This is a genomic window from Streptomyces sp. 8N616, assembly GCF_052246385.1.
Classification (GTDB): Bacteria; Actinomycetota; Actinomycetes; order Streptomycetales; family Streptomycetaceae; genus Streptomyces.
On the sequence record NZ_JBQQBY010000005.1, the window covers coordinates 243,754 to 266,730 of the forward strand.

The following is a 22,977-nucleotide window of genomic DNA, read 5'->3' on the forward strand; positions in this document are numbered from 1 at the left end:
CGGAGGGCCTACGGACGGCCGAAAGGCCGCGTCCTTTCGATCCGTGGTGCAGGGACTTGGCCGTCACTCGGCAACCGTCACCCCGAGGTCACCGCGCGAGCACCGCACCGGCCCACGCCCCCACCACGAGCAGGCACGCGAAGAGCTCGATCAGCACAGCGAGGCCGACCGCCCGCATCGCCGTCCGCGTCGACCCCCAGGCGTTGTCGTGGCTGCCGAGCCGCACCCGCTCGGCGCCGTAGAGGCCCCCCACGAAGCCGATGACCGCGCCCACCACCGGCACCAGAAAGAACCCCGCGACCCCGGCCGCACCGCCGATGTAGAGGGTCTGCCAGGGGATCCCGGCCTCCTTCATCCGGCGGGCAGGAAGCAGCCACTTGAGCGCTTGGTTGAGCAGCAGGACGGCCGTCGACCCCATCAGCACCCACCAGGCGAGCCCGGACTTCTCGGTGAGCGCCCACCACAGCACCCCCGACCAGACGACCGGCGGCCCCGGCACGCCGGGGACCAGCACGCCGAAGAGGCCGAGCAGCATGACCAGTCCGACCGCGACCAGTTGCCAGGTCCCCATGGGCCCAGCGTGCCGGAAGGTGACGGGCCGCGCTTCCCGGCGCCGGGCGGGGCGGGACAGGGTCGGTACGGCCTGGGCGGGGCCGCGGGGTCAGAGCCGCCCGGCTCTGCGGTCCTCCCGGGCGACCCAGCCCAGCTCGTACGCGTGCCAGCCCAGCTGCAGCCGCGTCGACACCCCGGTCAGATCCATCAGCCGCTTCACCCTGCGCTGCACCGTGCGCAGCCCGAGGTCGAGCTGCTTGGCGACGCTCGCGTCGGTCAGCCCGGCCAGCAGCAGCGACAGGATCTCCAGGTCGGTGCCGTCCGGTCCTTCGGGCCTGTCCTCGTACGGTGCGCCGCCCGTGCCCAGGCGCAGCGGCAGCGCGTCCCGCCACACGCTCTCGAACAGGCCCATCAGCGACTCCAGCAGCCCGCTGGCGTGCACGACCAAGGCGGCGGGCTCCGAGGTCCTGCGCGTCAGCGGGACCATCGCGAGCGTGCTGTCCGCGACCACGAGCTTCGTCGGTACCCGGTCGACCACCCGCACCTGCTCGTCACGGCCGAGCGCCGCCGTCAGCTCGGTGATCCCGGAGGGTCCGGACAGCACGTCGCGCTCGATCACCACGCGGTAGCGGACACCGCGGGTCGCGGCCCGCTCCTCGGCGTCGTTCTCCGCCCCCGTGACCGTGGTCGGGCTGCCCGTGACCAGGGCGCAGACCTCCCGGGACGCGCCGAGCTGCAGCTGGAGGAAGCGGTGCGCGACGGCGCTCGAGCCCGTCACGACCTCGACCAGGTCGTGCACGGCGGGCTCGGCGGCCTCGGCCTGGTACTCCTGGGCGAGCAGCGCCGCCGCGAGCTCCGCCTGCTCCAGCTCGTGGCGCTGCTGGGTCAGCAGCGCGCCGAGCGCCACGGCGGGCGGGGCCGCCACCCAGCGGCCCGGGCGGGCGGAGGACTGGGCGGCCAGGCCGCGCCGTTCGAGCCGGCGCAGGGTGCGTACGGCCTCCTCCTCGCGCAGCGTCAGGCGGTGCGCGAGGTCGGAGACCTCGGCTGCGCCGAGCCCGACCAGCGTGCGGTACGCAGACTCCTGAACCTCGTCAAGACCGATCGCGCTCAGCATCCGACTCCCCTGACTCCCCTGGCTCCCCTGGTTCCCCCGGCGCCTCGTCACGCGACGACGCCGCTGCGGTGGCGACCGGCGGTGGCGGATATGAGCCACGGCGCAAACCCGCCGCCGGACATCATCCCGGCACGACCTGCCACTCTGCCAAGGTGTCGGCACCGTGGTACAGGCCAATGCCCCGAAGCGCTTGAGGCGCCGCCCAAGGAGCTGACGGCCTGTCACTCAGCGGCTCCTCCGTTCCGGATCCTCCTTCCAGCTCCTCCGCTCCGACTCTTCCGTTCCAGCCTTGCCTTGCGCGTTTCCGGAAGGGCGGAGAGGTGGACAATAAGGGCATGAGTCAGCAGGGGGCGCGGCGCGGCCACGAGGACGACTGGTGGCGGGAGTTGTACGACGAGGAGAAGCCGGACACGGGGCCTGCGGGCGCCGCGGACTCCCTGGACGACCGCTTCGACTCGGCGTCCCGGGCGGTCGCTTCGGCGGGCCGGTCGTCGCCGGGAGGGTCGTCGCCGGGCGGGTCGCCGCCCGGCCGTACCGCGCCGGATCTGCCGCAACGAGCCGCGGAGGAGGGCGAGTGGTGGCAGAGCGCACCCCCCACCCTCGACTCCTCCCCACCGGACCCGGCCCCCGAGGAATGGCCCGAGCCCACCTGGCCACCCCGTGGCCGCCCGGCCCCGCGCCCGCCGGTCCTGCGCCCGCCGGCCCCGCGCACGCCGGTCCCGGGCGATGGTCGGTCGGGCCTGGATCCCGAGCCGGGCGCGGATCGAGCCCCGGCCGAGGAACCGACACCCGCCCCGCGGTCCGTGCCACGCGCGCGTGCACCCTGGGAGGCGCCCCCGGCGCCGGGCGAGCGTAACGACGACCCCCGCACGCTCCCGCGCGATGACAGCGGGCCCGGCCCCGGCGATGCCGACGCGGAGCGGACCGGCGGGGTCGTGAGTGACGGCCCCCGGCCTCCCGCGGAGGCGGAGTTCGTCGGGCGGCGGGCGCCGACGTACGAGGCCGAGCCGATCGCGTTGCCGCTCGCCGACCCCGACGACATCGGCGACCTCGCGCCGGACACCGTTCTCGACGGCGCCCGGTACGGATCACTCGTGCTGCGCGCCGCGTCGCTGCGCGGCGACTCGGGGCGCTACCGCGGCGAGCCGCGCCGGGACGCGCTGGTCACCGCACGGTTCGGGACCGGCGACGACGCGCTGCTGCTGGTCGCCGTGGCCTGCGGGGCCCGGGCCGCCGGCCACGGCGCGCGCCGCGCCGCGGCCGAAATCTGCCGCTGGGTCGGCGCAGCCGCAGGCCACAGCCACGCCCGCCTCGCCGAGGACATCCGCGCCGGCCGACGCGGCGCGCTCAAGTCCGGCCTGCACCGGCTCACCGACCGCGCCTACGGGCGCCTGCGCGCCCGCGCGACCGAACTCGGCCTGGACCCCGCCGAGTACACCGCCGCCCTCCGCTGCCTGCTGCTCCCGGCCGACCCCGGGTGCCGTACGCGCGTCTTCTTCGGTGTCGGCGGGGGCGGCCTCTTCCGGCTACGGGACGGGGTCTGGCAGGACCTCGAGCCCGCCGCCACCGAGCCGGGCTGCGGCGCGCCCGTCGTCGGCTACGGCGCCGCGCCCCCGGCCGCCGACCGGCACACCGCCGACCGGTACACCGGCGACGCGCTCACCGTCGGCCTCGGCGTACGGCCCCCCGGTGCGCCCGAAGCCCTCGCCGCGCCATCCTCCGCCGCCGCGCAGAGTCCCGAGCCGGGCCCCGAGCCGTCCGCTGAACGCTTCCTGTTCCGGGCCTCCGTCGCCCGCCCCGGTGACACCCTGCTGCTCTGCAGCGCGGGCCTCGCGGAACCGCTGCGCGACGAGCCCGAGCTCGCCGGGATCCTCGCCGGCCGGTGGGCCTGCGCCGCTCCGCCCGGCCTCGCGGCCTTCCTTGCCGACGTGCAGCTGCGCGTCACCGGATACGCCGACGACCGTACGGCCGCCGCCGTCTGGGAGGCGTAATCAGGACCGCGGCCAGGAGGCGGGAGCGCCCGGACCGTGGGTTGATGGTCGGGAGGGGAGGGAAGCCCGACTGACCTCGACCCCGAAGGGGCGCGCACCCATGGCCAAGCAGAGCGTGGCGGAGCAGTTCGTCGACATCCTCGTACGAGCCGGTGTGCGGCGGCTCTACGGCGTCGTCGGCGACAGCCTCAACCCCATCGTGGACGCCATCCGCCGGAACTCCGCCATCGACTGGATCCAGGTCCGCCACGAGGAGTGTGCGGCCTTCGCGGCCGGGGCCGAGGCGCAGCTCACCGGTCGGCTCGCGGCCTGCGCCGGATCGTGCGGCCCGGGCAACCTGCACCTCATCAACGGCCTGTACGACGCGCACCGTTCGATGGCCCCGGTGCTCGCCCTCGCCTCGCACATCCCCAGCAGCGAGATCGGCTCCGGCTACTTCCAGGAGACCCACCCCGACCAGCTGTTCCGGGAGTGCAGCCACTACTGCGAGCTGATCTCCAGCCCTCGCCAGATGCCGAGGGTGTTGCAGACGGCCGTGCAGCACGCCGTGGGCCGCGGCGGCGTCAGCGTCGTCGCCCTGCCCGGCGACATCGCAGCCCAGCCCGCGCCGGAGCGGGCCGAGGAGCACGCGCTGGTGACCTCGCGCCCGACCGTACGGCCGGGCGACGCTGAGATCGACGAGCTCGCACGGATGGTGGACGAGGCGGAGCGGGTCACGCTCTTCTGCGGAAGCGGTACGGCGGGCGCGCACGACGAGGTCATGGCGTTCGCCGAGCGCGTGAAGTCCCCGGTGGGCCACGCGCTGCGCGGCAAGGAGTGGATCCAGTTCGACAACCCCTACGACGTCGGGATGAGCGGCCTGCTCGGGTACGGCGCCGCGTACGAGGCGACCAACGAGTGCGATCTGCTGATGCTGCTGGGCACCGACTTCCCGTACGGCGCCTTCCTGCCGGACGACGTGAAGATCGTTCAGGTGGACGTGCGGCCCGAGCACCTCGGACGGCGCTCCAAGCTCGACCTCGCGGTGTGGGGCGACGTCCGGGAGACGCTGCGCTGCCTGACCCCGAAGGTGCGGATCAAGACGGACCGGCGGTTCCTCGACACGATGCTGAAGAAGCACGCGGACGCGCTCGAAGGGGTCGTCAGGGCCTACACCCGCAAGGTCGAGAAGCACACCCCGATCCACCCCGAGTACGTGGCCTCCGTGCTGGACGAGGAGGCGGACCCGGACGCCGTGTTCACGGTCGACACCGGGATGAACAACGTCTGGGCGGCCCGCTACCTCACCCCCAACGGCCGCCGCCGCGTCATCGGTTCCTTCACCCACGGCTCGATGGCGAACGCGCTCCCGCAGGCGATCGGGGCGCAGTTCCTCGACCGGAAGCGCCAGGTCGTCGCGATGTCCGGGGACGGTGGCCTCACCATGCTCCTGGGCGAGTTCCTGACCCTGGTGCAGTACGAGCTGCCGGTGAAGGTCGTGGTCTTCAACAACTCGGCGATGGGCATGGTCGAGCTGGAGATGATGGTCTCCGGCCTCCCCTCGTACGGCACGACCAACCAAAACCCGGACTTCGCGGCGATCGCGGGGGCGGCCGGGGCGTACGGGGTGCGGGTGGAGAAGCCGAAGGAGCTGCAGGGCGCGCTGCGGGACGCCTTCAAGCACAAGGGCCCGGCGCTGGTGGACGTCGTCACCGACCCCAACGCGCTGTCCATCCCGCCGAAGATCAGGGCGGAGATGGTGACGGGCTTCGCGCTCTCCGCGAGCAAGATCGTGCTGGACGGCGGCGTCGGCCGGATGGTCCAGATGGCCCGCTCCAACCTGCGGAATGTGCCGCGGCCGTGACGGTCCGCCGACTGCGGGGGAACGCGGCGGGCTGCGCCGTACGAGTGGAAGGCACGCGCGCGTGGCATGCCCGCCGGCTCTGCGCGGGATGTTCCGATTGTCGACTGTTGTGCAGCGGGTGACCCGCGCGACCGTCCTCCCCTGAGGCCCGGCACCGTTCTCCCGGCGGTGCCGGGCTTTGCCGTGCGCGGCCCTGGGCATGCATCAGCGTGAGCCAGTACGAACAGATCGACCAGGATGGCTTACGGGGGCGGGGGAGATGGCTGCGCAGCGCGGGGATTCCGTATTGAACAAGCGCCTGCGGAAGGCGGATCTGACAGCGGTCGCCGATGTGCGAGAGGCGCTGAGAGACCTGCTCAGCAGGCGCTCATGGGGCGGGGGTGACCAGGCCGACATAGCCGAGCTGCTCACCAGCGAGCTGGTCACCAACGCACTGATCCACACCGACCGGGACGCGGAGGTGACGGCGACCCTGGTCGGTGGGCGCGGGTCCGGCGGCCGGGGCGCGGTCGCCCAGGCCCCTTCGCGCGTGCCGTCCGCGTACCGGCTCCGGGTGGAGGTCAGGGACTCCGTCGCCCGCCGGCCGGTGTTGCGGAGGCCGGACGGAGAGGGGACCGGTGGCAGGGGCCTGATGCTCGTTCAGTCGCTGGCCGACGCCTGGGGCGTACGGCCGCTGGGGGCGGGGAAAGTCGTGTGGTTCGAGCTGGGCGGCGGACCGGCCTGACCTGCGCCGGTACGACGGGGCCGGTCCGCCGTCCCCGCGCTCAGCCGAACTGCTGCTCCAGGTCCTTGAGCTTCCGCTCGAGCGAGTCGAGCCGGGGGATCGTCAGGGTGTCGTCCTCGGCGGTGAGGTCGACGGTCAGCGGCCGCTCCTGCGACCGGTCCCGTCTGCCACCGCCCGAGTCGGGGTCACCGCTGTTCGCGCCCGCGGCCTCCAGCGCCGGGCGGGAGCGTACGGGCAGCGGTCCTCCCTGCTCCGCTGCGGCGGGTTCCCCGCCGACCTGCGTCGCGGAGGCCACCGGAAGGCCCGCGGCGTCCACCTGGCGGCCGAACCGGCGGCCCCACATCCGGTGCTGCCGGTTGAGCGCCCTGATCTGCGCCCGCTCCAGCCTCTCCTGGTCGCGCCTGCGCATCCGGCTCTGCTCCTTCTGCCGCCGGTCCTCGCGCACCTCGTCCACCGCCTCGTCCAGACTCCGTACGCCCTCGAGCAGCATCAGCGACCACGCCGCGAAGGTCTCGCGGGGCGCCCGCAGCCAGCGGACGACGCGGATCTGCGGCAGCGGCCGGGGTACGAGCCCCTGCTCGCGCAGCGCCGCCCTGCGGGTCTGCTTCAGCGCCCGGTCGAACAGCACCGCGGCGGAGAGGGACATGCCGGCGAAGAAGTGCGGGGCGCCCGCGTGGTCGAGGCCGCGCGGCGCGTGCACCCAGTTGAACCAGGCCGCCGCGCCCGCGAACGTCCATACCAGCAGGCGCGAGCCGAGCGCGGCGTCACCGTGGCTCGCCTCGCGGACCGCCAGCACGGAGCAGAACATCGCCGCACCGTCGAGGCCGAAGGGGACCAGGTACTCCCAGCCCCCGGAGAGGTTGAGGTTCTGCTGTCCGAAGCCGACGAGTCCGTGGAAGGAGAGGGCGGCGGCGACGGCCGCGCAGCAGAACAGCAGCACGTAGGAGGCGGAGCCGTAGACGGCTTCCTTGCGCCGTCTGCGCTCCTCGCTGCGCTCCCAGGAGTCCGCGGCAGCGGCGTCCTCCCCGGCGCGGCGGCCGCGGGTGAGGACCACCACCGCCACCAGCATGCCGACGAGCAGCACCATGCCCGGAAGCAGCCAGTTCAGCGATATCTCGGTAAGTCTCATCTGGGCCCCTTGCCTCGCTTCCGTCACGCTCTTGCGGTGTCGAGTGCGGACGCCGCGCGCCACTCGACGGCCGTCATCTTGGCGGAAACCAGCCTTGCCCCAAGGGGTTTCGGCCCAACACCGGCGAGGGGCATTCGAATAGGGTGAAAGAAGTCGAACTCCCGTGTCGGCAAAGGGAGTTGTGTTCGGATCGCACCACTCGGCCGGGTGGTTCGGGTGGAATCAGCTTGCGGTGAGCCGTGTGATGCGGTCCGCGTCGCAGGTGCGCGGGCAGGTCACGCAGGTGTCCTCGGGACGCAGCGTGTAGAAGAGGCAGCAGCTCGCCCGGTCGCGGGTCGGCAGCGCCTCGCCGTCAGGGCCCGTCAGTTCGCGGAACGCCGAACCGCCGACGTACGGCGTGGTGGAGCCCGGCAGCAGGCGCTGCAGTTCGGCCACCGCGCGCCGCTCCTCGCCGAGCAGATGGCCGACGTACCACAGGCCTTCGACGATCTCGTCCGTCGCCATGCCCCACAGGGCGCGCGGGCCGCGCCGCATCCGCGGCCGGAAGCCCTCGAGAACGGGGCCGAGGTGCTCGGCCACGGCCTCGCGCACCTCGGCCCGCAGGGCCCGTTCGTCCGGTACGGCACGGGCGTACGGGAGCGCGGCCGCCGGATCGTCCGGCAGACATGCGAACTCCCGTATCCGCACGGTCATGCGGCCCAGGGTGCGCTGGAAGGACACCTGGCCGACCGGGATCCGAGGCACACGGCGCAGCAGGAACCACGGGACGGTGATCAGCAGGCAGGCGGGCCAGGCGTAGCGGTGCAGTCCGAAGCTGGCGATGACATCGGGGCGGGCCTGCTGCCCGTAGTCCCGCAGCACCTGCGCGTTGTCCCAGGCCAGGAACGTGTCGAGGGCCGGGCCCCCGGCGGCGAGTTCGGTCGCCGCGACCCAGCCGCCGCCGAAGCGCGGGGGCTCCTCGGTCACGCGCAGTCCGGGGAACACCTCGGCCAGCCGGGCGTAGGCCGCGGCGACGGGCGAGGAGGCAAGGGCCGGTACGGCCGGTGCGAGGGACATGCAGGGACCACCGAATCACGCGATCGTTTGCAGGTAAGCCTTACCTTACCCGAATGCGATCGAGGTTTGATCTGCGGCAGGGGGCCCCTATCGTTCTGGGGAACCTTCAGGGAGGGCACGCATGGAGCAGGCCGGAGCGGAGGCGGACGCGGCTGCGCCGCGTCCGCCAACGCGCGTGCCCGCACAGCCGCCGCCCTCCACGCCCGCACGAACGCGCGGCACGCCCGCCCCCGCACAGGGTGGGCCCGCGCGCCCGTACGAGGCACCCGCGCGCCCGTACGAGGCACCCGAGGCATCGACGCGGGCGGCGGCTGGCCAGTCGCGTCCTGGTGCCACCGCTCCGGCGGTGCGGCCCCCGGCCGGGTCGAAGGCAGGGGCGGAGGCGGTGGCTGCCGAGTCGGGTCCTGGTGTCACCGCTCCCGCGGTGCGCTCCCCAGCCGGGTCGGGTGCGGTGGCGGAGGGGGCGGCTGCCGAGTCCGGCCCCGGCGCCTCCGCGGCTGCGGGGTCTCGACGGATCTCTTTCGCGTCCCCCGGCCTTCGGCCGGAGGCTGCGCGGGGGGCCTCCGTGCCGGAAGTCTCCCGGCAGGCCACGGCCGCGTCCGAGGGGCGTCGGCGGGACGACGCCGGGGCGGACGGGCCCGGAGGGACCGCTTCCCGGTCCGCGGCCGGAGCCGAGCGCCTGCGGGCGAGCGCCGGGGCGCCGGGCAGCGCTCGCCTGGACGGGGCCGACGGCTCGCGGCGGAGTTCTGCCGCGCCCGATGGCGTCCGGCCGCGTGACGCCGTGCGGAGTGAGCATGGTCACAGTGCGCCGGAGGGGGCCGCTGGGAGTGATCCCACGGCGCGGCCGCGGCGGGCCGCCGCGGCGACCGATGGGGAGCCGCCCGCTGCGCGCCGGCTTCCGCGGCGGCACTCCGTACGCGGCCAGGTACTCGACGCGCTGCGCTGCTCGCTCGTCAGCGGGGAGCTGGCTGCGGGCGAGGTGTACTCCGCGCCCGCGCTCGCCCAGCGGTTCGGCGTCTCCCCGACCCCCGTGCGCGAGGCGATGCAGCAACTCGCCTGCGAGGGCGCCGTCGAGGTCGTACCCAACCGCGGCTTCCGGGTCGCCCGCCGCACCGCGCGCGACCTCGCCGAACTGGCCGAGATCCGGGCGCTGATCGAGGTGCCCGTGATGGTCGGACTGGCCTGCACCGTGCCGCGTGAGCGCTGGGACGAGCTCCGCCCGCTCGCCGCGGACACCGTCGCGGCCGCCGCCCACGGCGACCGCGCCGCGTACGCGGAGGTCGACCGAGCCTTCCACCACGCCCTCCTCGCACTCGCGGGCAACCGCCAACTCTCACTCCTCGGCGACGACTTGCACCGGCGCGCGCAAGGTCCCGTCGGCGACGGGACGATCGTGCGAGCCGCCGACCTGCTCGCCGACGCCGCCGAGCACAACGCCCTGCTCGACGCCCTTGCCGCGCAGGACCTGGTGGTCGTCGAGCAGCTCGTACGCGAGCACTTCGCCGGCGTCGGCCGCACCGGCTAGGGCGCGACCGGCGGATCACCGCGACGTCTGCAACCTGCCGATGGCGGGAAACGTGTGCGCCGTGGCACCAGCACGGTCCACAACTGCCCGCAGCCGTGGGCCGGTCGGGCCATTCCCGTCCCGGATGGCGGCAGGGGATGAGCGTCGCCGGGGTGCCGGTGCCGGGAGTGATCGGCCTGCAGCGGCCCGGTACTGCTGCGGGCTGACGCCGCGTACCCGCTTGAACGCGGTGCTGAGCGCGAAGGAGCTCCCGTATCCCACCTGCCGGGCCACCGCGCCGATCGTCGCGTCCGTTCGCGCAGCAGATCGGCGGCCAGGGCCGGCCGCCGGCCCGCGAGGTAGGCCATGGGCGGCTCGCCGATCAGTTCGGTGAAGCGGGGGCCAGTGCCGCGCGGGAGACGCCGGTCTTGCGGCCAGCGAGGCGACCGTCCAGGGGTGGGCCGGGTTGCTCTCCAGCAGCCGCGGAGCCCGCCCCACGACGGCGTCGCCGCGCGCCGCGTACCAGCCGGGCGCCTCGGCCTCCGGGCGGGCGAACCAGGCCCGCGGTACGGAGATCAGCAGCAGGTCGAGCAGCCGGTCGCGTACGGTCTCTTGGCCCGGCTCGTCCTTGGCGATTTCGTCGCCGCGCAGCGGGATGAGCGGGCAGTCCCAGACGTCACCAGGGAGGACGAGCAGCGCGGGCAGCGCATCCAGCAGCCGAGCTCATACTCCTCCACTGCGACCGTGACTTTGACACGGTCGCCAAGACCAAGGGCCAGGCCACGCAGTGGTTCATGCCACCGGGATCGCTCTCGTTGTCAGGCGTCGGCAGGCCCGCGACAGTCCCGTGCCCCCGTCACGCCACCGACCCGATCCGCCCCGCAGGCGTCCCCGCCGTGTCGTGGTGGATCGGGGTGTGGGCGCCCGTCAGGGGCACGCCGGTGCCGCCGCGGCGGTCGGCGACGATCTCGGCGGCGATCGACAGAGCCGTCTCCTCGGGCGTACGCGCGCCGAGGTCGAGGCCGATCGGGGAGCGCAGCCGGGCCAGTTCGAGCTCGGTGACGCCGGCGTCGCGGAGGCGCTGGAGCCGGTCGAGGTGGGTGCGGCGGGAGCCCATGGCTCCGACGTAGGCGACCGGGAGCTTCAGGGCGCGTTCCAGCAGCGGGACGTCGAACTTCGCGTCGTGCGTGAGGACGCACAGCACCGTACGGCCGTCCAGCTCCTGGGATTCGAGGTAGCGGTGGGGCCAGTCGACGACGATCTCGTCGGCCTCGGGGAAGCGGCGCGCGGTGGCGAAGACGGGGCGGGCGTCGCAGACCGTGACGTGGTGGCCCAGGAACTTGCCGACCCGGACCAGGGCCGAGGCGAAGTCGATCGCCCCGAAGACGATCATGCGGGGTGGCGGAACGGACGATTCGACGAGCAGCACGACCGGCTGCCCGCAGCGGCTGCCCTCGGCGCCGATCCCGACGGTCTCCGTGCGACCGGCGTCCAGCAGCGCGCGTGCCTCGCCTGCCGCCGTACGGTCCAGCTCGGGGTGGCCGCCCAGCGAACCCGCGTACGACCCGTCGGGCCGTACGAGCAGGGCGCGGCCCAGCAGTTCGGCCGGGCCCTCGACGATGCGCGCGACCGCCGCCGGTTCCCCGCGGGCGGCGGCTGCCGCGGCGGCGGCGAGCGTCTCCCGGTCGGTGCCGTCCACCGGGGAGCCGTCCGCCCGTTCCCCGTTCCGTACCGGGGTGACGAGGATGTCGATGACGCCGCCGCAGGTCAGACCGACGGCGAAGGCGTCCTCGTCGCTGTAGCCGAAGCGTTCGAGGACGCGGTCGCCGGTCTCGAGGGCGCTCCGGCACAGCTCGTAGACCGCGCCCTCCACGCACCCGCCGGAGACGGAGCCGATCGCCGTGCCGTCGCTGTCGACCGCCAGGGCGGCACCGGGCTGCCGGGGCGCGCTGCCGCTCGTCGCCACCACGGTGGCCACGGCGAAGTCACGTCCCTGCTCGCACCACCGGTGCAGCTCATCCGCGATGTCCAGCACGGCGATCACCTCTCCTTCAGTGTGCGTGGAGAGCACGGGGGCGCTACTTGACGCCCAGCAGGTGCTCGATCGGGTTGAGGGCGAAGTAGACGAGGAAGACGCCGGTCAGCACCCACATGAAGGCGCCGGGCTCGCGCCACCTGCCCTGGGCCGCCTTGATGGCGGTGTAGGCGATGACGCCCGCGCCGACCCCGGCGGTGATGGAGTACGTGAACGGCATCAGGGCCACGGTCAGGAAGACCGGGATGGCCACGGAGCGGTCGCTCCAGTCCACGTGCTTGGCGTTCTGCATCATCATCGCGCCGATGACGACCAGCGCGGCGGCCGCGACCTGACCTGGCACGATCTGGGTGAGCGGGGTGAAGAACAGGCAGGCCGCGAAGAACAGCCCGGTGACCACGCTCGACAGACCCGTACGGGCGCCCTCGCCGACGCCGGTCGCCGACTCGATGAACACGGTCTGGCCCGAGGCGCCCGAGAGGCCGCCGACCGCACCGCCCGCGCCGTCGATGAACAGCGCCTTGCTGAGGCCGGGCATCCGCCCCTGGGAGTCCGCCAGTTCGGCCTCGGTGCCGACGCCGATGATGGTGGCCATCGCGTCGAAGAACCCGGCCAGCACGAGCGTGAAGACGATCATGCCGACGGTCATCGCGCCGATCGAGCCCCAGCCGCCGAACTCGACCTGCCCGAAGAGGGAGAAGTCGGGGCTGGACACGGCACCGCCGTCGAGCTCCGGCGGCGCGCCGCCCCACGCCTTCGCGCCGAGACCGCCGACCGCGTTGACCACGACCGCGATGACCGTGCCGATGGCGATGCCGATGAGGATCGCGCCGGGGATGTTGCGGGCCTGCATCACGAAGATCAGCAGCAGCGTGACGCAGAAGATCAGCACGGGCCAGCCCGCCAGCTCGCCGCCCGCTCCGAGGATCACGGGCGCCGACTCGTTGTTCATCTGCACAAAGCCGGCCTTCACCAGGCCGATCAGCGCGATGAACATGCCGATGCCGATGGTGATCGCGTGCTTCAGCGCCAGCGGGATCGCGTTCATGATGAGCTCGCGGAGCCCGGTCACCACCAGGAGCATGATGACGACGCCGTAGATCACGCACATGCCCATGGCCTGCGGCCACGTCATGTTGGGCGCGACCTGCGAGGAGATCACGCCGGAAACGCTGAGCCCGGCGGCGAGGGCGAGCGGCACCTTGCCGACGAAGCCCATGAGCAGCGTAGTGAAAGCGGCGGCGAGCGCGGTGGCCGTGATCAGACCGGTGCGGCTGAGGGTGTTGCCCGCGACGTCCTCACCGCCCAGCAGCAGCGGGTTGAGCAGAAGGATGTACGCCATCGCCATGAAGGTGGTGATGCCGCCGCGCACCTCACGCGCGACCGTGGTTCCTCTGTCGGAGATGTGGAAGTACCGGTCGAGCCAGGACCGGCCGGCGGGCGGACGCGAGCCTGGGCCCGCCTCCTCCGCCGATGTCCTCGGCTGTACTGACGACTGGGTCATGATGCCTGCTCCCAAGGTTCATAGGGGCACCCGCGGGGGGCTGTCCGCGGGGTTTGGGATGTTGAGTTGGCTGCACGACCCGGGGGAACGGCCCGAGACGAACGGGGTACCGCGAGCGGTGCGGTACGTGTGGAGGCTCCGGGCGGCGCCGCGAGTGGGGTTCTCCATACCGAAGGCCGGAGGAGGGTTTTCCCGGCCGCGCCGCCCGGAGGACTTACGTGCCGGTGATGTGCTCCGGGCGCACCGGTACGCGGTGGAGAGCCAGCCCCGTCGCCGCGCGGATGGCGGCGACGACAGCCGGGGTGGAGGACAGCGTCGGCGCCTCGCCGACGCCGCGCAGGCCGTACGGCGCGTGCTCGTCGGCCAGTTCGAGCACGTCGACCGGGATGACCGGCGTGTCGAGGATCGTGGGAATCAGGTAGTCCGTAAAGGACGGGTTGCGGACCTTCGAGGTCTTCGGGTCCACGAGGATCTCCTCCATGACCGCGAGGCCGAGGCCCTGGGTCGTACCGCCCTGGATCTGGCCGACCACGGACAGCGGGTTGAGCGCCTTGCCGACGTCCTGGGCGCAGGCCAGTTCGATCACCTTGACCAGGCCCAGTTCGGTGTCGACCTCGACGACCGCGCGGTGCGCGGCGAAGGAGTACTGGACGTGGCCCCGGCCCTGCCCGGTGTGCAGGTCGAACGCCTCGGTGGGGCGGTGCCGCCACTCGAGCTCGATGTCGACCGCCTCGCCCTCCAGCACGTCCACCAGGTTCGCGAGGACCTCACCGCCGTCGGTGACGACCTTGCCGCCCTCCAGCAGCAGTTCCGCGGTGGCCCACGCCGGGTGGTACGTGCCGAACTTGCGGCGGCCGATCTCCAGGACCTTCCCCCGTACGGCCTCGCAGGTGTTCCTCACCGCGCCGCCGGTGACGTACGTCTGGCGGGAGGCGGAGGTGGAGCCCGCGGAGCCGACCCGGGTGTCGGCGGGGTGGATGGTGACCTGGGTGACGCCGAGTTCGGTGCGGGCGATCTGGGCGTGCACGGTGACACCGCCCTGGCCGACCTCGGCCATCGCGGTGTGCACGACGGCGACCGGCTCGCCGCCGGCGACCTCCAGGCGCACGCGCGCGGTGGAGTAGTCGTCGAAGCCCTCGGAGAATCCGACGTTCTTGATGCCGACCGCGTAGCCCACGCCCCGTACGACGCCTTCGCCGTGCGTGGTGTTGGACAGACCGCCGGGCAGGGCGCGGACGTCGGCGGTCTCGCCCGCGCTCTCCCACTGCTTCTCGGGCGGCATCGGCATGGCCTTGACGCGGCGCAGCAGTTCGGCGACCGGGGCCGGGGAGTCGACGGGCTGCCCTGTCGGCATGATCGTCCCCTGTGACATGGCGTTGAGCTGCCGGAACTCGACCGGGTCCATGCCCAGTTCCGCCGCGAGCCGGTCCATCTGCGCCTCGTACGCGAAGCAGGCCTGGACCGCGCCGAAGCCGCGCATGGCGCCACAGGGCGGGTTGTTGGTGTAGAGCGCGATCGCCTCGATGTCGACGTCGTCGATCACGTATGGGCCGACGGAAAGGGAGGAGGCGTTGCCGACGACGGCCGGGGAGGCGGAGGCGTACGCGCCGCCGTCCAGCACGATCCGGCACCTCATGTGCGTGATCTTGCCGTCCCTGGTGGCGCCGTGCTCGTACCAGAGCTTGGCCGGGTGCCGGTGGACGTGGCCGAAGAAGGACTCGAACCGGTTGTAGACGATTTTGACCGGCTTGCCGGTGCGCAGCGCCAGAAGGCAGGCGTGGATCTGCATCGACAGGTCCTCGCGGCCGCCGAAGGCGCCGCCGACGCCGGACAGCGTCATCCGCACCTTCTCTTCGGGCAGGCCGAGGACCGGGGCGATCTGGCGGAGGTCGGAGTGCAGCCACTGGGTGGCGACGTAGAGGTCGACGCCGCCGTCCTCGGCGGGTACGGCGAGGCCGGACTCCGGGCCGAGGAAGGCCTGGTCCTGCATGCCGACCTCGTACTCGCCGCGCACGATCACGTCGGCGCGCTCGGCCGCTTCGGCGGCGTTGCCGCGGACGATCGGCTGGCGGTGGACGATGTTCGGATGGGGGACGTGACGTGCGTGGTGGTCGTTGCGGCCCGGGTGCAGCAGCGGGGCGTCGGGGGCGGTCGCGGAGGCCTCGTCCGTGACGACGGGCAGTTCGGCGTACTCGACCTTGATCTTCGCGGCGGCGCGGCGGGCGGTCTCCGGGTGGTCGGCGGCGACGATGGCCACCGGCTCGCCGTGGTGGCGCACCCGGCCGTGGGCCAGCACCGGGGTGTCCTGGATCTCCAGGCCGTAGTTCTTCGTCGCGGCCGGCAGGTCGTCGTAGCTGAGGACCGTGTGGACACCGGCCTGGGCGAGCGCCTCGGAGATGTCGATGGAGACGATCTCGGCGTGCGCGTGCGGGCTGCGGAGGGTGAAGCCCCACAGCATGTCCTCGTGCCAGAGGTCGGAGGAGTACGCGAACTCGCCGGTGACCTTCAGGGTGCCGTCGGGGCGGAGCGTGGACTCGCCGATGACCCCCCTGGTCCGGCTTCCCTGGGTGAGATGGGTGGGTGTGCGCGTGACGCCCATGGTGGTCAGGCCCCCGTTCCCGCGGTCGTCTCCGCGCTCTCGCCCTCGCCGCGGGCGGCCGCGAGGCGGACCGCGTCGAGGATCTTCTCGTAGCCCGTGCAGCGGCACAGATTGCCGGACAGGGCCTCGCGGATGTCGGCGTCGGTCGGCTGGGCGTTGCGCTCCAGCAGCTCGTCTGCGGCGACGAGGAGGCCCGGGGTGCAGAAGCCGCACTGGACCGCGCCGGCGTCGATGAACGCCTGCTGGATGGGGGAGAGATCGGCGGCCTCACCGGTATGCGAGTCCGAGGGCCTGGCCTCCCAGCGCTGAGCGGCGTCGGTGCTCGTGCCGCAGGCGCCGGAGGCGCAGCCGCCCTCCGCGCGCTGCTTTGCGTAGTCCGCCAGGCCCTCGACCGTGACGACCTCGCGGCCCTCGACCTGGCCCGCGGCGACCAGGCAGGAGCAGACCGGCACCCCGTCGAGGCGGACCGTGCAGGAGCCGCACTCGCCCTGCTCACAGGCGTTCTTCGAGCCGGGAAGCCCCATGCGCTCGCGCAGGACGTACAGCAGGCTCTCGCCCTCCCACACGTCGTCCGCCTCATAAGGGCGGCCGTTGACGCGGAAGTTCACGCGCATCGTTCGATCCTCTCCTTGCCGCGGTACTCGTCCCAGGTCCAGCCGAGGGTGCGGCGGGCCATGACGGCGACCGCGTGGCGCCGGTACTTCGCGCTGCCGCGCACGTCGTCGATGGGGCTGCAGGCGCCGGAGCACAGCTCCGCGAACTGCCTGGCGACCGACGGGGTGATCGCCTGGCCGCTCTCCCAGAAGCCGCCCTCCTCCAGCGCCGCGGCCAGGAACTCCTCGGCCTCGCGGGCGCGGACGGGGGTGGGGGCGGCGGAGCCGATGCCGGTGCGGACGGTCCGGGTCCCGGGGTGCAGCGCCAGACCGAAGGCGCATACCGCGATGACCATCGCGTTCCGCGTGCCGACCTTCGAGAACTGCTGCGGGCCCTCGGCCTTCTTGATGTGGACGCACCTGATCAGCTCGTCCGACTCGAGGGCGTTGCGCTTCACGCCGGTGAAGAAGTCGTCGATCGGGATGAAGCGGGTGCCGCGCACGGACGCGACCTCGACCTCGGCGCCCGCGGCGAGCAGGGCGGGGTGGGCGTCACCGGCCGGGGATGCGGTGCCGAGGTTGCCGCCGACGCCGCCGCGGTTGCGGATCTGCGGGGAGGCCACGGTGTGCGACGCGAGCGCGAGGCCCGGGAGCTCGCCACGCAGGTTCTCCATGATCCGGGTGTACGGCACGGAGGCGCCGAGCCGTACGTTCTCCTCGCCGACCTCCCACTCGCGCAGCTCCGGGATCCGGTTCAGGTCGAGCAGGTACTCCGGCCTGCGGTGGTCGAAGTTGATCTCGACCATGACGTCGGTGCCACCCGCGATGGGCACAGCCGTTGGGTGCTCGGCCTTCGCGGCGAGCGCCTCCTCCCAGCTGGCGGGGCGAAGGAAGTCCATCAGTGGCTCTCTTCTGGGGATCGGTCGTTCGGAAACCGGCGGGGAGGTCCTGCGGAGGACCTGAGGGAGGATCCTCACGACGGGCCCTCGCTGGTTTATTCATGTCCTGTTCACGCGGCGTGGGGTCAGTACACCGAGCCACGACCCCCCGGGTGCAGTCACCGAAACCATGAAGCACTTGGCTGGCCATAGGTCCGGTCTTGTAGATTCGAACGAAAGACGGGGGCGGGAAACCTCACGGCATAAGCCTGGCAACACAAGACACGACAAGACGCGACACGAAGCGATCGGCGGCGACGAGAGATGAGGCTGCGCGCACTGCTGGAGACGGACACCCTCGGCCTGCGGCTGCTCGGCGGCGAGGACGAGCTGGACCGTACCGTGCGCGGCGTGATGACCACCGACCTGCGCGATCCGAGCCGCTATCTGTCGGGCGGCGAGCTGGTGCTGACCGGCCTGGCGTGGCGCCGTAAGCCGGAGGACTCCGAGCGGTTCGTACGGATCCTGACCCAGGCCGGGGTAGCGGGGCTCGCGGCGGGCGAGGCCGAGCTCGGCGCCATCCCGGACGACCTGGTGGCGGCCTGCTCCCGCAACCGGCTGCCGCTGTTCGCGGTGGACGAGGACGTCGCCTTCGCCGCGATCACCGAGCACGTCGTACGCCAGGTGTCCAGCGAGCGCGCCGGGGACCTGGCGGCGGTGGTGGACCGGCACCGTCGGCTGATGACGTCCGGGCCCGCGGGCGGCGGCCCCGAGGTCGTCCTCGACCTGCTCGGCAGCGACCTCGACCTGCGGGCCTGGGTGCTCTCGCCGACCGGCCGCCGGATCGCCGGATCGAGCCTGGCGGGCGCGGGTCCCGAGCTGCCCGCGCCGGTGTGCTCGACCCTGGCCGGCGAGCACCTCGCGGCGACGCGCAGCGGGCGCCGCGGCCCGTACCGGCTCGCCACCCAGGCCGGCACGTACTCGCTGTTCCCGATCCGCAGCTGGGGGCATCATCCAGCGGCAGCCGGGGGAGGGCGGGCGGCGCCCGAGGCGCATGCGCCCGCTTCGCGTGACGTACGCGAGACCGTGCTCTCGGACTGGCTGCTGGCCGTCGAGGCGGACGCCGGGGAGTGGTCCGCCGAGCGGCTCGACCTGCTCCAGGGCGTCACGCAGCTGATCGCGGTGGAGCGGGACCGCCGTGACGCGGCCCGTACGGTACGGCGGCGGCTGGCGCAGGAGGTGCTGGAGCTGGTCCAGGCCGGGGCGCCGCCCGCCGAGGTCGCGGCCCGCCTGCGGGTGGCCGCGCCGGTGCTGCTGCCGGGCCTCGGCGCCGCGCCGCACTGGCAGGTGGTGGTGGCCCGCGTCGAGTGGGAGGGCGGCGACCTCGACGGCGGTCCGATCACCCAGTCGCTGCTGGAGGAGATCCTCGTCGGCCAGGGGACGGACGACTCCGAGCCGCCGGACCGTATCGCCGTGGCGCACAACGGCAAGGAGGCCATCGCGCTGGTGCCGCTGCCGTCGCTGCCCGCCGACGAAGAGGGGCCGCACCGGAGCCCGGGGCGGGGCCTGGAGGCCGAGGAACTGCTGGCCGCGGTCGGCGAGCCGCTGGCCCGCGGCCTGGACGGGGACGGACGGCTGACGATCGGGGTCAGCGCGGTGGTGCAGTCGGCGGAGGGGCTGCGCGGCGCGCTGGAGGAGGCCAGGCACGCGCGCCGGGTCGCGGCGGCGCGCCCGGGCCGGGTGTGCGCGGCGGGCCACCAGGAGCTGGCCTCGCATGTTCTGCTGCTGCCGTTCGTACCGGACGACGTGCGCCGCGCCTTCACCGCGCGGCTGCTCGACCCGCTGCGGGACTACGACCGGCGGCACCGGGCGGAGCTGGTCCCGACGCTGGAGGCCTTCCTGGACAGCGACGGGTCGTGGACGCGGTGCGCGTCGCGGCTGCATCTGCACGTGAACACGCTGCGGTACCGGGTGGGGAGGATCGAGCAGCTGACGGGGCGTGACCTGTCGCGGCTCGAGGACAAGCTGGACTTCTTCCTTGCGCTGCGGATGAGCTGACGGCGTGCGGTGATGGTGCGCGGGTGATGGCGTGCGGTGATGGTCTGCGGTGATGGCGTGCCCTGCGGGCGGGACGAGGACCGTGCGCCGCGAAGAGGCTGAACAACCGCACTGTCCCGGCTGATTGTGAACGGATTCACCCACCCCCTAGCCTCGGCTGCGGATTCCGTGCTGAGATGCGCCCACGGCTTCCGGCTCGACGGCGCGCTTGGGGAGGGAATGTGGCGGATACCGCCATGTCACGTTCGGGGTCTTCAGGATCTGCGGGACCTGGGGGGTATGGGGGGCCTGCGGGATCTGCGGGATCTGCGGGGCCTGCGGGACCGGGATCTACGGGATCAGCGGGACCGGGATCTGCGGGGAAGCCAGAGCCAGCCGGGCGGAACGACCCGCAGCACCCGCGCAGCGTCGCCGTATGGCGGCTGCGCTCGCGCGGCTGCTGGGACGACGCGGCGGCGCTGCTCGCCCCGCACGCCGCCGACGACGCCGCGGTGGCGCTGCAGCGCGCCGCCCTGCTCGGCGAGCGCTGCCTGTTCACGGCGGTCGGGTGGTCCGAGGCGGAGGACGCGCTGCGCGCCGCGGAAGCCCTGGCGAGCTCGGACGACGAGCGGGGCGCGGCGGCCTGCGAGCGCGGGCACCTGGCGTACGCGGCGACGGTCCTCGGCGTACGGGACCGCGCCGACGAGGCCCGGGCGGCGCTCGGGCGGGCCGCCGCGCTGCTCGCCCCTTCGGCCGCGGGCCGCCCGCTGCTCGACTTCCGGCGCGGCCTGGTCGCCGAACACCTCGCGGACAGCCCGCAGTCCGCCCGTGCCGCCTACCGCCGCGCCCACGAAGGCGCCACCGCGCAGGACGACCAGCTGCTGTGCTCCTTCACCTGGCGGCACCTGGGGGGTCTCGCCCTGCGCGACGGCGAACTCGCCGAGGCGCGGCACGGTTTCGCGGAATCCCTCCGCATCCGTGAGGAGCTGGGCTATCTGATCGGCACGGCCCCGGCCCTCGCGGCCCTCGCGGAGGCCGAGCCGGAGCCGGATGCCTCCCGGCTACGAGCGGAGGCGGGCCGCCTCTTCCGCTTGCTGGGGGGCGTACCGACGTGGCTGGCGGACCAGTTGAGCCCGGAGGCGGCGGCGTAGGGCCGCAGGGTCGCCCGGGACAGGACGCACAGGTCAACGGAACGCAGAGGCCCTCGAAAAGGGAACCAGGGATGGGTCATGACCCTTGCCTCCCCTCCGACCCCACGGCACACGTCACTGAGCCACGGCTGAGGCGGTGGGGCCGCGGCGCGATCGACGTCGGCACATCGCCTGGGCACGCTGAGACTCGCTTGCCCTCGACACCTCATCGGTCTTGAGAGAGGGCGTGGAGTTCGCTGAAGACGCCTCCCGCGTTGATCAGGTCCTGGTATCGGCCCTGCTCGGTGATCCGGCCGTGCTCCATGACGATGATCCGGTCCGCCATCTTCGTGTTCTCGATCCGGTGGGTGACGACGATCGTGATCCTGGAAGGGGCGATGGTCTTGAGGGCCGCGAACATGTGGTGTTCGCCGCGGGCGTCCATCTCGGAGGTCGGTTCGTCCAGGATCAGCACCGGTGGCTGCCGGTAGAGCGCCCGGGAGCAGGCGAGGCGCTGCCATTGCCCGCCGGACAGTTCGCGTCCTCCCCACAGCTCGCGGGCCAGCAGCGTATCCAGGCCCTTGGGCAGTTCCTCGACCGTCTCGCGCATGCCGACGGCGTCGATGGCGTCCCACACGGGACCGTCGTGGCGGGTGCGGGGCTGGCCGAGCGTGACGTTCTCCCTCACCGCCAGCGGCCACTGGCCGAAGAACTGGGGCACGAGCCCGGTGCGTGCCCACACCGTGTTCGGATCGGCGGCAGCGAGGTCGACGCCGTCCCATGTCACGCGCCCCTTGTCAGCGAGGAAGAGTCCGGTGATCAGGCGGGTCAGGGTGGATTTGCCCGAGCCGTTCTCGCCGACGATCGCGATGACCTCGCCCCGGCGCAGCGTCAGCGATACGCGGTCCACGGCCGGCGTCTCCTTGTTGGGATACCGGTAGACCACCTCGTCCAGCCGGATCTCCTCCGGCTGTTCCGGTACGGTCAGCGGGCCGCGCTTGGGTGCGCGTTCGGCGGCGAGGTCGAGGAAGGACCGCATGTCGGCGAGGTAGAGGCTGGTGTGGAACAACGCCGCGCCGTTGATGACCACCTGCGACAGTGCGGCCAGCGAGGTCTGCACAGCGACGACGGCGGTCGCGGCGACGGCCAGGTTGACGCGGCCGGTGACGGCCAGCCAGGCCAGCGTCCCCCAGGTGCCGATGAGGAACATGCCGCCGATCGCCGAGGTGGCCAGGGCGATGCGCAGCATCCGCGGTGCCATCGTGAGCGTGCGTTGGTCGATGCGCTCGGACAGCGAGCGGTACCAGAACACCAGGTAGTCGGTCATGCCGTTCGCCCGCACCTCGTCGCCCAGCTTCGGGGTGGTGGCCCACCAGCGCATCATTCCGCGGACGTTGCGGTCACCGACATTGGCGTAGTGGGTCTCGTAGTCGACCTTGGCCGACATGACCGCGCCGACTCCGGCCGGGAGCACGGCGAGGAAGAGTAGCAGGAGCATCAGCGGATGAAGGACGGTGAGCACGCCCGCTGCCGCGATCATGCGGACCAGGGCCGACATGAACCGCTGCGCGTCCTTCACCATCATGTTGGTGCGGGTCACGCCCACTTCCGCGGCTTCCTGCCGGTCGGCGAACCCCGCCTCCCCGTACGCGGCCGCCTCCACGCGGCATACCGCTTCGACCATCGCCGTGTCGGCGGCGGTGAGCAGGCGGGGGGTGATCCGCCCGTCGGCGTAGGAGACGAGCGCAGTGGAGATCCGGGTGACAGCGGCGGCACCGGCGACGACCAGGAAAGCGGGTAATGCGGCGTGGAGCCGGTCGGACACGGGAGCGGCGCTCAGGATCGGGCTCATCGCGCGGGCGGTGGCGGTGAGCAGCAGCGCGGAGGCCAGGCCGGCGAGCACTTGGCAGGCGATGAGCAGGATGACGGCCGGGCGGTCGATGTCCCACGCCATCCGGCCCGTCTGCCGCAGCACGGAGGGCAGGCGGGAGCACATGTGCCGGAAGGAGGCCTCACCCAGTGGGTTCCTCCCGAAGTGCCCGTGGAACGTGATCTGGACAGGGGGCGGGGGAGGTGGGGGAGTGCCGGTGCTCGCGTCGCTCTCGTCGCTCGAGTCGGTGATGGTCAACTGAAGACCTCCTGGATGCTCGTGGTCGCGAACTCGACGTGTTCGGCGAGAGCACCCAGGGCGGCTATGAAGGCGCGACGTGATGCTCCGCGGTGTGCGTGTGGTACCGGTCGGCCAGCAATAGGGCCAACGGCCCGGCTGGGAGGAGGAAACGGCCCTC

At 73.0% G+C, this 22,977-nt stretch carries 16 protein-coding genes and 1 pseudogene; 6 read left to right on the plus strand and 11 right to left on the minus strand.

Annotation, left to right across the window (positions count from 1 at the left end):
* Positions 1–88: 88 nt before the first annotated feature.
* Together ACTWQC_RS06860 and ACTWQC_RS06865 are read right to left on the minus strand one after the other, a co-directional pair.
* Positions 89–571, minus strand: coding sequence for a DUF456 domain-containing protein (locus ACTWQC_RS06860; RefSeq protein ID WP_443314634.1), 483 nt, complete (start codon positions 569–571; stop codon positions 89–91).
* Positions 572–661: 90 nt separating this feature from the next.
* Complete coding sequence (locus tag ACTWQC_RS06865; protein WP_443314635.1) at positions 662–1,666, minus strand: helix-turn-helix domain-containing protein; 1,005 nt, start codon at positions 1,664–1,666, stop codon at positions 662–664.
* A gap of 335 nt (positions 1,667–2,001) precedes the next feature.
* Between ACTWQC_RS06865 and ACTWQC_RS06870 the strand changes: the two genes are divergently transcribed.
* The 3 genes from ACTWQC_RS06870 to ACTWQC_RS06880 all read left to right on the plus strand — a co-directional run bounded on the left by ACTWQC_RS06870 (position 2,002) and on the right by ACTWQC_RS06880 (position 6,224).
* Positions 2,002–3,657: a protein phosphatase 2C domain-containing protein gene (locus ACTWQC_RS06870; RefSeq protein ID WP_443314636.1), complete on the plus strand. Its 1,656-nt coding sequence runs from the start codon at positions 2,002–2,004 to the stop codon at positions 3,655–3,657.
* A 100-nt stretch (positions 3,658–3,757) separates the two neighbouring features.
* Positions 3,758–5,500 (plus strand): pyruvate dehydrogenase, encoded by a 1,743-nt coding sequence (locus ACTWQC_RS06875; protein WP_443314637.1) that lies wholly within the window; start codon positions 3,758–3,760, stop codon positions 5,498–5,500.
* Positions 5,501–5,759: 259 nt separating this feature from the next.
* Positions 5,760–6,224, plus strand: a complete 465-nt coding sequence (locus ACTWQC_RS06880; protein WP_443314638.1) for an ATP-binding protein — start codon at positions 5,760–5,762, stop codon at positions 6,222–6,224.
* Between the two features lie 40 nt (positions 6,225–6,264).
* Here the strand turns inward: ACTWQC_RS06880 and ACTWQC_RS06885 are convergent, their stop codons facing one another.
* Together ACTWQC_RS06885 and ACTWQC_RS06890 are read right to left on the minus strand one after the other, a co-directional pair.
* Positions 6,265–7,353: a DUF2637 domain-containing protein gene (locus tag ACTWQC_RS06885; RefSeq protein WP_443314639.1), complete on the minus strand. Its 1,089-nt coding sequence runs from the start codon at positions 7,351–7,353 to the stop codon at positions 6,265–6,267.
* 222 nt (positions 7,354–7,575) lie between these two features.
* Positions 7,576–8,409 carry a (2Fe-2S)-binding protein gene (locus ACTWQC_RS06890; RefSeq protein ID WP_443314640.1) on the minus strand — a complete coding sequence of 278 codons (834 nt, stop codon included), beginning with the start codon at positions 8,407–8,409 and terminating at the stop codon, positions 7,576–7,578.
* 715 nt (positions 8,410–9,124) lie between these two features.
* On the opposite strand from ACTWQC_RS06890, the gene ACTWQC_RS06895 reads away from it, so the two are divergent.
* Positions 9,125–9,934 (plus strand): GntR family transcriptional regulator, encoded by an 810-nt coding sequence (locus tag ACTWQC_RS06895; RefSeq protein WP_443314662.1) that lies wholly within the window; start codon positions 9,125–9,127, stop codon positions 9,932–9,934.
* A 177-nt stretch (positions 9,935–10,111) separates the two neighbouring features.
* Here ACTWQC_RS06895 and ACTWQC_RS06900 read toward each other — a convergent pair.
* The 6 genes and pseudogenes from ACTWQC_RS06900 to ACTWQC_RS06925 form a co-directional block, all read right to left on the minus strand.
* Positions 10,112–10,633: pseudogene (locus ACTWQC_RS06900) on the minus strand (AraC family transcriptional regulator); the annotation flags it as partial.
* A gap of 136 nt (positions 10,634–10,769) precedes the next feature.
* Positions 10,770–11,948, minus strand: a complete 1,179-nt coding sequence (locus ACTWQC_RS06905; RefSeq protein WP_443314663.1) for an XdhC family protein — start codon at positions 11,946–11,948, stop codon at positions 10,770–10,772.
* A gap of 43 nt (positions 11,949–11,991) precedes the next feature.
* Positions 11,992–13,452: an NCS2 family permease gene (locus ACTWQC_RS06910; RefSeq protein ID WP_443314641.1), complete on the minus strand. Its 1,461-nt coding sequence runs from the start codon at positions 13,450–13,452 to the stop codon at positions 11,992–11,994.
* Between the two features lie 214 nt (positions 13,453–13,666).
* Positions 13,667–16,051 (minus strand): xanthine dehydrogenase family protein molybdopterin-binding subunit, encoded by a 2,385-nt coding sequence (locus tag ACTWQC_RS06915; protein ID WP_443314642.1) that lies wholly within the window; start codon positions 16,049–16,051, stop codon positions 13,667–13,669.
* A 5-nt stretch (positions 16,052–16,056) separates the two neighbouring features.
* On the minus strand, positions 16,057–16,665 hold the full coding sequence (locus tag ACTWQC_RS06920) for a (2Fe-2S)-binding protein (protein ID WP_443314643.1): 609 nt from the start codon (positions 16,663–16,665) through the stop codon (positions 16,057–16,059).
* The gene (locus ACTWQC_RS06925; RefSeq protein WP_443314644.1) at positions 16,656–17,543 is read right to left on the minus strand and encodes an FAD binding domain-containing protein; all 888 of its coding nucleotides are present in this window, start codon (positions 17,541–17,543) and stop codon (positions 16,656–16,658) included. The genes ACTWQC_RS06920 and ACTWQC_RS06925 overlap by 10 nt, the downstream gene beginning before the upstream one ends.
* Positions 17,544–17,846: 303 nt before the next feature.
* Here ACTWQC_RS06925 and ACTWQC_RS06930 point away from each other — a divergent pair, with 303 nt between their 5' ends.
* Complete coding sequence (locus tag ACTWQC_RS06930; protein ID WP_443314645.1) at positions 17,847–19,580, plus strand: PucR family transcriptional regulator; 1,734 nt, start codon at positions 17,847–17,849, stop codon at positions 19,578–19,580.
* A gap of 422 nt (positions 19,581–20,002) precedes the next feature.
* Positions 20,003–20,710, plus strand: a complete 708-nt coding sequence (locus ACTWQC_RS06935) for a hypothetical protein (protein ID WP_443314664.1) — start codon at positions 20,003–20,005, stop codon at positions 20,708–20,710.
* Between the two features lie 205 nt (positions 20,711–20,915).
* Here the strand turns inward: ACTWQC_RS06935 and ACTWQC_RS06940 are convergent, their stop codons facing one another.
* A complete protein-coding gene (locus ACTWQC_RS06940; RefSeq protein WP_443314646.1) occupies positions 20,916–22,817 on the minus strand; it encodes an ATP-binding cassette domain-containing protein in 1,902 nt (633 codons plus the stop codon).
* Positions 22,818–22,977: the final 160 nt, after the last annotated feature.